We start from the raw sequence: 10247 nt of genomic DNA, 5'->3' as shown, positions 1-10247 counted from the left end.
TGGCGGCAGGTCAGCATACAGTGAAAACGAGCTATATGGAAGGTGTCGGATCAGCAGCAGTATTCTCGGATGTTGTACCGTTTGACAACTGGTTAGCGTACTATTATTCAGGGGAAAATCCATCCGGACCGCCAGTTGCAGCGAAAACGATCAAGCCATCTGCGGAGAACGGCTTATTAGAAGATAACGGCCTCGGCTCGCCTATGCCGGGACAAATCGGATCTGATCATTTCTCGGCAAGATATGTGACAGCGAAGCGTTTACCGGCAGGAGAATACGTACTTCGCGGACGCGCGGATGATGGCATTCGTGTTCGTGTTGACGGCAAACTCGTTTTGGACCGTTGGAGCGCAAGTGGGTACCGTGAGGATGCGGTGAAAATTTCCGTATCCGACAATCCGACAGACGATGACAAAAAGAATGTCCATTGGATAGAAGTTGAGTATTTGGAATTGACAGGAGCCAGTAAAGTAGAGCTTACTGTCACGCCTTATTCCGACGTTTTAAAATATTCTTCTGCAGTCGGGACATTTTTCAATAATCCGAACGGATCCGGAGATGGTGTTGTCGTTGGCGGTGCAAATTCTTTAAATAGTTTAAACGGGATTGCTTTTAACTGGGGAAGCAATGCACCGATGCCATCCATAGGAAGCGATAATTTCTCAGCAGTTTTTTATGAAAATCGAAATGTGACAGCAGGCGATTACTTTATACAAACCTTTGCGGACGATAATGTAAGGGTGGAGGTAGACGGAAAGCCTGTAATTGACCGCTGGAGCGGGTACACAGCTCAAGCGGACCGCGCCATTGTGCCGAACATGGCGGCAGGTCAGCATACAGTGAAAACGAGCTATATGGAAGGCGGCGGAGATGCAGGCATATTCTCGCATCTTGTGCCATTCGACAGTTGGCTGGCGTACTATTATCCGAGTAAGAACCCTACCGGTATACCAACCGCTGCAAAGGTGATGGCTAACTTGTCAGATAATAGTGGATTGAGCAGTCCATTCCCGGGCATTATTCCGGATGACAACTTCTCTGCTCGTTATGTTACTGCAAAGCATATGCCGGCAGGCCGATACAAAATTTTAACAAAATCTGATGATGGTGTTCGTGTATATGTAGACGGAAAGCTTGTCATCAATCGTTGGACAGCTACTGTAGGAGATGAAGGTGCTGCGGTTGTGGAAGTCGTGAACTCTACAACTGAGACAAATGCATCTTTACAAGATGTGCATTGGATCGAAGTGGAGTATTATGAAGGTGTTGGCTCCAGCTTCGTGAGTGCAACAGTAGAACCAACAACACTTGCGGTTACTCCTCCGCCTCCAGTTGCTGTGCCGAATGGAGCTTACAAATCGGCAAAGATCTACAAGGCAAACGGTGGAAAGCAAACGGATTATATTGACGGCTATAATACATATGATGAAGCTGTGCGAGCAGCGGCAGACAACGGGGCGAATGCTGTACTGAATAACGATCGCGTTGTTTGGGTAAATAACGGCTTCGCATATGCTGACGATATCACAATCAATATTTATTCCGCTCCTGGTTCTGGAAACGCACTTACGTATGTAGCGAGATCTACAGAACTGAAAGTCGAAGCGGTAGAGGGTGATTGGGTAAAAGTCAGGTTAGCCGATACAATCGGATATGTCCAAAAAGATAAAGTTGTATTAGTGCCGAAGGATGCAGCTGACAGCTCATATTTTACAGTGAAAAATGGAGATCTCTATTACTATATCTCTCATAACGGCTGGTATGATATGCAGTTGTACGGAAAAGCACCTTCCTTCTTAACGCCGGGAGAGAAATATTACAGTGTGAACGGGCATGAATTCAACGGCCAAGAAGCATATCAATATTTCCAATACCTTTCTGCGCATACGAAAACAAACTATACGGCAGAGGAATTGAATGCATATGTAAGCCAGGTAAAGCCGGAGTCTCCGCTGAAAGATCTTGGAGCCGCGTTTAAGAAAGCGGAAGCAGATTACAATGTAAATGCTATGATGCTTCTGGCAATCGCCATTCACGAAAGCAACTACGGTTTAAACCGTTATGCTGGCGACTATCGCAATATTTTCAGCATCAATGCAACAGACCGCAACACATCAGAAAATGCGTTTGTTTACCCAACATATGAGGCATGTATTGAAGAGATGGCTAAAAACTATATGGGGCTGGGCAAACGATACTCCAATCCTGCAGATTGGCGTTATGAGGGAGCGTATCTCGGTGATAAGAGCACCGGTATGAACGTCCAATACGCTTCTGATGCGGATTGGGGATCTGGTATTGCAAGTGTAATGTATCAAATTGATAGAAAATTGGGCGGGAAAGACTGGGGTAAATATTCCTTAGTGAAGCCGACTGCTGATACGCTGAACGTACGTCCTGCTGCATCTACATCTCAGGCCGTACTATATCAAGTAAATAATTCCATGGTGTTAACAAAGCTGGGAGACGAAGCTGACTGGACGAAGATTATCGCAGACGTACCTGTTTCTATTACAGGCTCGAATGGTGAACCGGCTGCGTATACAGCTACTCAATACGCACGCATACTTAGCATTATTCGTTAACGCAAGAGAAGAGACAGCACTGCTGTCTCTTTTTCTTGTTGTTAAAGAAAAAGAATAAATGCACATCTTTGATGAAAACTAATATTACGTATTCTTCTTTAGAGGTAGGTGCAGACATGGATGTGCGTGTATATATTGCTTACTTTCTTGTAAGTTTTTTGGCCGCTGTTATCGTTACGCCATTGATCATTCGTCTTTCGTATCGATTTCGCCTTGTAGATCGCCCGAATGAGCGGAAAGTACATACAAGGGAGGTTCCGCGTATCGGAGGAATTGCAATTGTTTCCGGGGTGCTGGCCGGGCTTGTTATCTTTCGGTTCTCATTCCCCGGACTTACCGGCATTGCATTTGGGTCACTTGTCATCATTATTACCGGAATAATTGATGATATCTATACGCTGTCTCCGATACATAAACTTATGGGACAGATTGTTGCAGCAGTAATTCCTATTAGTTTCGGCATTACGATCAGTAAGTTTATGCTTCCTTTTTACGGAGAAATCAATTTGGATATAATGAGCTATGTTATTACGTTTCTTTGGATTATTATCGTAACCAATTCCATTAATTTAATTGATGGATTAGATGGTCTTGCGGTTGGTGTCTCCACGATTGCGCTTACTATTATGCTGTTTTTTGCTGTTTCGCAGCAACAGTATTTTTTAATTGGCTATATCGTGCTTTTGATTGGGAGCAATATAGGATTTTTTGTTTATAATTTTCATCCGGCCAAAATATTTATGGGGGATGTAGGTTCTCTTTTTCTTGGTTATACGATTTCACTTTTGTCAATTGTAGGATTTTTTAAAGGCATTGCGCTGACGAGTGTCCTTCTTCCTGTTATTATTTTGGCCATTCCGTTATCAGATACATTTTTTGCGATCGTTCGGCGTATGCTTAGCAAACAAAATATTATGAAGCCGGATAAATCCCACCTTCATCATTGTTTGCTGCGGCTCGGTTATAGCCATCGTACGACAGTTCTTATTTTGTACGGGGCTGCTGTGTTATTCGGGACATTTGCTTTCTTTTTCCCATATTACAACTATCGCGTTGCCATTGTTCTGTTTCTGATTTTCTTGTTTTTCATTGAAATCATTGCCGAAGTTATCGGATTGACGGGCGGAAGGGGAAATCCGATTCTGCATTTGCTGCGAAAGCTTGGTATCCTATGAACTTTTCCCGTTTACTCGCTTTTAATGATGAAAAAGCTTGGAATCCTCGGGGGACTCCAAGCTTTTTATTGTTTTTTTGATGTGTTCGTATCTGTTTGAGGAGTTTCCTCTGTCGAAGGAAGGAGCTCCAGGTTTTGCATGAGTGTATCATGCGCTTTCTTCAGACTCTCTTCGCTCGGCGCGAAGTAATAAATGCCGCCGATTTTTTCATCTTGGCCTTCTAAGGCAATTGTTTGAATAGCCGAAGTATCAAATCCGGAAAACTCCTTGTAGAGCGCCAGCCCGTCTGAGACCGGAATATCTGTTTTGACATACTTTCCAATGGCCTTTGCGATGTCAGTGATTTTTAAGACAGAGGAAGGCGAGTTCAGTTTACTAATCACAGCTGCAAGCACTTGGCGCTGGCGCTGTGCACGTCCGAAATCTCCCCTCGGATCTTCCTTTCGCATTCGTACGTAAGCAAGCGCTTCTTCTCCATTTAAGTGTTGCGATCCTTTTTTGAATTTAATTTCTTTATACCAGTTTTCGTCCGACCGTTCTTTAAAGTCAAACGGCACATCTACTGTAACGCCGCCGACGGCGTCGACAATTTGTTTAAAGCCGTTAAAATCGATTTTAACATAATGATCCACAGGCACATTCAAGAAATTCTCCACAGTTTCGATCGTCATTTTTTCGCCGCCGTATGCATGTGCGGCATTGATTTTATCTTTTTTGTCACGACCTGCTATTGTGACGCGTGAATCACGCGGAATACTCATCATCGAGACTTGTTTCGTTTTCGGGTTCACCGTTGCGAAAATTAAAGAATCGGTTCTTCCGCCTTGGCCTCCCGTCGCATAATTCTCAATGCCCATAATCAGCACGCTGAACGGTTTTTTCGTCATTTCTACTTCTTCCGTTCTCAGCTTGGATTTATCGCGCTTGAAGCCGCTGTATACTTGCGACAAGGAGGAATACGAGTTATAAGCGTAATAGCCGATGCCTCCTGCCACAAGCAGAAGCAATAATAGAAAGAAGGCTATGCGCCGTCTTCGTTTTTTCTTTTTCCTTTGCTGTTGCAAATATTCATACCGATCTGTCATACACGAGCTCCTTTAATCAGAGTGAGTCGGCCTTTCAATATAAAGCATGTCACCTTCAGTAATGGTGCAGCGGCCGTTCGTTAATTCAATCATCCACTCCTTGAAAGCTTCTGTTTCCCCTTCTTCTGCATATGTGTCAAAGGTTACGTTTTCGAGGTAATGAATGTCCTTTAAGGTATAAGAGGAACTGCGCAGTTCATTTTCTACTTTGCCAAGCAATGTATAGTCAACATTTGTCTTAAGCAGGCGCATAAGCCTGCGCTCCACTACACCTGTATGATTGATGCCTTCGCTTGTGCTTTTGCTGTAAGCGCGAATCAATCCGCCTGCCCCGAGCTTAATGCCCCCGAAATAGCGAGTCACAACTACAACTGTATCTTTAAGCTGCCGCTTTTTTAATACTTCCAGCATCGGTACGCCAGCTGTCCCGCTTGGTTCGCCGTCATCATTTGCTTTTTGAATTTGATCGTGTTCGCCGATTAAATAAGCGGAACAATTGTGAGTAGCATTCCAGTGCTTTTTTTTAATTGACTGAATGAACTCCTGCGCTTCCTCTTCTGTTACAGCCCGGCTGACATAGCTGATGAACCGAGACTTTTCAATCACAATTTCGTGTTCACCGTATCCTTTTACAGTGTAATATCGTGATAACAATGATTATACGCCCCTATCTATTAAAATTACCCATAACCTCTATTCTAAAAGGGGATTTTTTTTTATTCAAATATTTTCTTGTTTTTCATATTAGGATGAGAAGGAAACGAATAAGCTATACGTATCATGAATATGATTTTCTTGTTGTAAATTGTAAAAGGAATGGTTAGAGTTTTTACATTTTGAATTTATAAGTGATTTAATGCACCTTTCTTCGTTTTCATGTACAATTAAGCAATAAAACTTTTCAAAGGAAGGTACGAATATGAGAACAGCGATTGTCACTGATAGTACAGCGTATATACCGCAGGAAGTACGAGAACGCCTTGATATATATATGGTTCCACTGAACGTGACATTTGGGGATGCTTCTTATCAAGAAGAAGTGGAGATTACAGACCTTCAGTTTTATATGAAAGTCCGTGAGCAAGAGGAGCTTCCGAAAACGTCTCAGCCGGCAATCGGATTATTCGTAGAATTGTTCGAGCGTTTAGCAAGAGAGTATGATGCAATCGTCAGCATTCATCTTTCAAGCGGCATCAGCGGTACATATCAAACAGCAACAACGGTCGGGCAAATGATTGAAGGGGCAAAGGTATACACGTACGATTCTGAAATCAGCTGTGCTGTGCAAGGCTTTTATGTAATAGAAGCAGCAAAAATGGCGGCGCAAGGGAAAGCTCCGGAAGACATTTTGAAGCGCTTGGATGAAATGAAGCAATCTATGGATGCATATTTCGTAGTGGACGATTTGAATCATTTGCAGCGCGGCGGACGTTTGAACAGCGCAGCTGCTTTTATCGGGAGCCTGCTGCAGGTAAAGCCGGTTTTATATTTCCGTGATAAAATTATCGTCCCGTTTGAGAAAATCCGCACCCGCAAAAAAGCTTTGAAGCGGATTATGGAAATTTTTGATGAGCATGCGGACAAGGGTGTTCCAATGGAGGCGGTTGTCATTCATGCAAATTGCGAAGAAGAAGCAATTGAGTGGAAGAAACATCTCCAAGAGCTATATCCGCATATAAATATAGCAGTTAGCTATTTCGGCGCCGTTATCGGCACTCATTTAGGAGAAGGCGCAATCGCTCTTGGCTGGTATACAAAATAACATTTTGCACTTATTATTATTTTTTAAAGGCTCCCCTGTAAGGGAGTTTCTTATTTAAACATAATTATGAAATTCCGCGCCAATGCCGTTTTGTTCGAAATAGCAAATGAAAACGTCGAAATTATAAATCATTTATATATAGTTAAAAGACGCCTGAGGGGATGTCTGAAAGGCTTTGACCGTTACTACACTCGACAGGCGCACTATGCCCGCCTAAAAAGAATCGAGTATGGTTTTTTCCCGTGCTCAGTTTTTCTTATGCAGAGAATTGGTTATAATTGTAATGTTATATTACTTACTTTTTATAAGAAACTATCATATAATGAAAGAGAGGTGACGAATATGGAACACAATTCATCTTTATGTCCCAAATTTGAATCTGCCTTTACCCTTCTCAGCAAGAAGTGGACAGGCTTGATTATTCAATCGCTTTTACATGGACCGATGCGATTTCGAGAAGTGGCAGATATTATTCCGAATATGAGCGACCGCATGCTGTCGGAGCGCTTGAAGGAGCTTGAAAGCGAAGGCATCGTCATTCGTACTGTATATCCTGAGGTGCCGGTTCGTATTGAGTATATGCTTACAGATAAAGGAAAAGCGCTGGAAAGCGTAATGGGAGAAGTGCAAAAATGGGCGGAGGAATGGGTGTAAAAGCCGCTTCTGCTCCTGTTTTATCTATTTCCAAAGTCAAGCCCTTGTGCCGGGATGCACGAGGGTTTTTTTACTGCTCTGTAAAAAAACTGTTATATGACAAAATGCAGCAGCATTTGTTTTTCCAATAGATGGACTTTGTCGACAAACGTTGATGTATTCGTATTTTTTCTACAATACAATACAAATTTAGAATATAAACATCATGATTTTACAATCTTTTTATTACATTTATTTTACAAGTTTGTAACAACGAAAAAAACGCCTGGAAATTATGGTATAAATTTAAATGGGAAAAGGAAGGTGTGAATAGGACGATGAAAAACTTGAAAATGGTTACATGCGTACTGGCAACTGGACTAATGATGTTTTCTGCAGTGGCGCCTAGCGTACATGCAGAACGTGATGCTGAACTTCAATCTACTTTACATACACAAGAACAACAACGCAATGATCTTCAAAAACAAATGGACGAGCTTAAGAAAACAGTTCAAGACGTGCAAACTTCCATTCAGGAAAACGAGAAGAAGTTAACGGAAACGAAAGACAATATTACTGAAACGCAAAGACTGATCCAAGAAAAAACAGCCGCGATTAACGAGCTGCAAAAGAAAATCGAGCAGCGCGAGGTAGTTATTAAAAAACGTCTTGTTTCTTTACAATCACAGCCGACAACTAATATCGTAACAGAAGTCGTGGTAAACGCACAAAGCTTTGCGGACTTATTGGACCGAATCAGCTCTGTGAACATGGTGTTTCAATCCGATAAAAGCATTTTAGAAACACAAGAACGTGATAAAGATCAAGTGAAAAAGGATCGCGAAATCATCGTTCAAAAAGAGCAGGAGCTTCGCGCTTTCTTAGCAGAACTTGAAAAGACAAACAAAACACTTGCAGAAGAACGCCAACAGAAGCAAGCAGCTTGGGATGAGATGAACGATAAATTCCAAAAGCTTGTGAACGATATAGCGAATACGCAAAGTGCATTGACAGAAGCGCAAAAACAAAAGCAGGAAAAAGAAATGGAGAAGCAATCACTCTTCTTACAAAACACCTCTGACGGTGAAACGGTTGCACCAGCACCAGCGCCAGCACAAGCACCAAGTAATAAGCCGGCCAAACAGCAGCCGCCGGCAGGTGCTGCAAACGGAGGCGTAGTTGGGAAAGCATTACAATATCTTGGTGTTCCATACGTATGGGGCGGCGCGTCTCCGAGCGGATTCGACTGCAGCGGATTTATCTCTTATATATACGGCGTAGGCCGTCAAGATGTAAGTGGGTATTGGAATTCTGTATCCCGAATCGACAATCCGCAGCCTGGTGATTTAGTGTTCTTCCAAGGCACATACAAGGCTGGTCCTTCTCATATAGGCATTTACATTGGCGACGGTAAAATGGTTCATGCAGGTGACAGCGGCATCGCGGTTTCCAGCTTAAGCAGCAGCTATAACAGATCACACTTCCTAGGGTACGGCAGATTTTAATTTCATATTTATGAAACTATAAGAAAAAAGTCGGTAACTTACTATTTTCCAAGTGAAGTGACCCCATAAAGTTAGACAGGTTATTTCGTTAAGCGGCATGTTGGGCATGAACTCGGTATTGAACCGGGCTCATGCCCTTTAATTTGATCTTGATTCGTTTGTGATTATAGTATTCTATATATTTTTCTAGTTCTTGCTTAAAGTGTTCTACACTTTCAAATTCCTTTAGATAAAGAAGTTCCGATTTCATGATACCAAAGAAATTTTCAATAACAGCGTTATCGTAACAGTTCCCTCGACGGGACATACTTTGCGTAATGCCATGTTCTCTTAGGGTATGACGGTATTGTTTCATTTGATAATGCCAGCCTTGATCAGAATGAATAAGGAGGGTATCTACGTCTGTTAAGCGTTCAATAGCCTGATCTAACATCGTTGAAACGAGTGAATAGGTTGGTCTTGAACCGATTGTATATGTAATGATTTCTCCATTAAACAAGTCCAGTATTGGCGATACATATAGCTTTTCTCCAAATAATTTAAACTCCGTAATATCCGTAACCCATTTCTCATTCGGTTTTTCAGCTTTAAAATCGCGATCTAAAATATTTGGTGCAATCTTCCCAACGGTTCCTTTGTAAGAGCGATATTTTTTCATGCGGACAAGACATTTTAGTCCCAGATCTTTCATGATACGTTGTACTTTTTTATGATTTACTTTGTGTCCGCGATTTCTAAGTTCATCACGAATACGACGGTAACCAAACCGACCTTCATGTTCATCAAAAATGGATTGAATCCATACTTTTAGTTCTGCATCAGGGTCAGGGTTACCGATGTTTTTCACCCAATAATAATACGTGCTACGTGGAATGTCTGCGATTTGTATAAGAGCTTTCACCGGAAACTCAAGCCTTAATTCATAGATTACTTGTGCTTTGTCTTGTTTGGTGATTTTTCCTTGTTTTGAACTAAGGCATTCAACTTTTTTAGATATGCAACTTCCATACGTAAACGTTCATTTTCCGCCTGTAATGCCTCTATTGACTCTGGAACAGGTGCTTGATTTTTCTTTGTATTACTATTTTTATTTTTCATGGATGGACGCCCCTTCTTCGTTGACTGTAGGGCATCATATCCTTCTGTTTCATAAGCAACTTTCCATTGTCGAAGTGTTTCATAGGATGGAATATTGAAAATCGCCGCTGTTTCCCTAATAGATGTCCCGTGTTCGTTCATATAATTGAGTACATCTAGTTTAAACTGTGCAGGGTAGGATGTATAGCGTTTTTCAAAGGCATCTTCACCGAAGATCTTATATTGTTTAATCCATTGATGAAGTGCACTAGGATGAACACCTATAGATTTAGCAATTGTTTTTATTCCTTCATTACCATTTAAATATTGTCTTACTGCCTGTATTTTTTCTTCTGGAGAAAATTTTGCCATAAAAAACTGCACCTCCAATTGTTAGTTGTGTCTAACAATTAGGGTGCAGTTCA

At 41.8% G+C, this 10247-nt stretch carries 8 protein-coding genes; 5 read left to right on the top strand and 3 right to left on the bottom strand.

Annotated elements, in window-relative coordinates; all coding sequences use genetic code 11:
• Together H540_RS31505 and H540_RS0120030 are read left to right on the top strand one after the other, a co-directional pair.
• A partial coding sequence (locus H540_RS31505) for a PA14 domain-containing protein (protein WP_051317209.1) occupies positions 1 to 2585 on the top strand: 2585 nt, incomplete at its 5' end.
• A gap of 116 nt (positions 2586 to 2701) precedes the next feature.
• Positions 2702 to 3760, top strand: a complete 1059-nt coding sequence (locus H540_RS0120030) for a glycosyltransferase family 4 protein (RefSeq protein ID WP_034671512.1) — start codon at positions 2702 to 2704, stop codon at positions 3758 to 3760.
• Positions 3761 to 3825: 65 nt separating this feature from the next.
• On the opposite strand, the gene H540_RS30365 is transcribed toward H540_RS0120030, so the two are convergent.
• Together H540_RS30365 and H540_RS0120020 are read right to left on the bottom strand one after the other, a co-directional pair.
• Positions 3826 to 4845: an LCP family protein gene (locus H540_RS30365; protein WP_051317208.1), complete on the bottom strand. Its 1020-nt coding sequence runs from the start codon at positions 4843 to 4845 to the stop codon at positions 3826 to 3828.
• 12 nt (positions 4846 to 4857) lie between these two features.
• Positions 4858 to 5499 (bottom strand): YigZ family protein, encoded by a 642-nt coding sequence (locus H540_RS0120020; RefSeq protein ID WP_028402113.1) that lies wholly within the window; start codon positions 5497 to 5499, stop codon positions 4858 to 4860.
• 265 nt (positions 5500 to 5764) lie between these two features.
• Here H540_RS0120020 and H540_RS0120015 point away from each other — a divergent pair, with 265 nt between their 5' ends.
• The 3 genes from H540_RS0120015 to H540_RS0120000 all read left to right on the top strand — a co-directional run bounded on the left by H540_RS0120015 (position 5765) and on the right by H540_RS0120000 (position 8745).
• Entirely contained in the window at positions 5765 to 6607 is an 843-nt protein-coding gene (locus H540_RS0120015; protein WP_028402112.1) for a DegV family protein, read from the top strand.
• 342 nt (positions 6608 to 6949) lie between these two features.
• The gene (locus tag H540_RS0120010) at positions 6950 to 7261 is read left to right on the top strand and encodes a winged helix-turn-helix transcriptional regulator (protein ID WP_028402111.1); all 312 of its coding nucleotides are present in this window, start codon (positions 6950 to 6952) and stop codon (positions 7259 to 7261) included.
• Between the two features lie 317 nt (positions 7262 to 7578).
• Positions 7579 to 8745, top strand: coding sequence for a C40 family peptidase (locus tag H540_RS0120000; protein ID WP_028402110.1), 1167 nt, complete (start codon positions 7579 to 7581; stop codon positions 8743 to 8745).
• Positions 8746 to 8833: 88 nt separating this feature from the next.
• Here H540_RS0120000 and H540_RS32395 read toward each other — a convergent pair.
• Positions 8834 to 10194, bottom strand: a protein-coding gene (locus H540_RS32395) for an IS3 family transposase (RefSeq protein ID WP_155891042.1) whose coding sequence is annotated in 2 segments (ribosomal slippage) — positions 8834 to 9738 and positions 9738 to 10194 — 1362 coding nt in all. Because the reading frame shifts where the segments join, the coding sequence is not laid out codon by codon here.
• Positions 10195 to 10247 lie beyond the last annotated feature (53 nt).

Origin of the sequence: Ectobacillus panaciterrae DSM 19096, from assembly GCF_000430785.1 — a bacterium.
Classification (GTDB): domain Bacteria; phylum Bacillota; class Bacilli; order Bacillales; family Bacillaceae_G; genus Ectobacillus; species Ectobacillus panaciterrae.
This window is presented reverse-complemented; position numbering and strand designations above follow the sequence as displayed.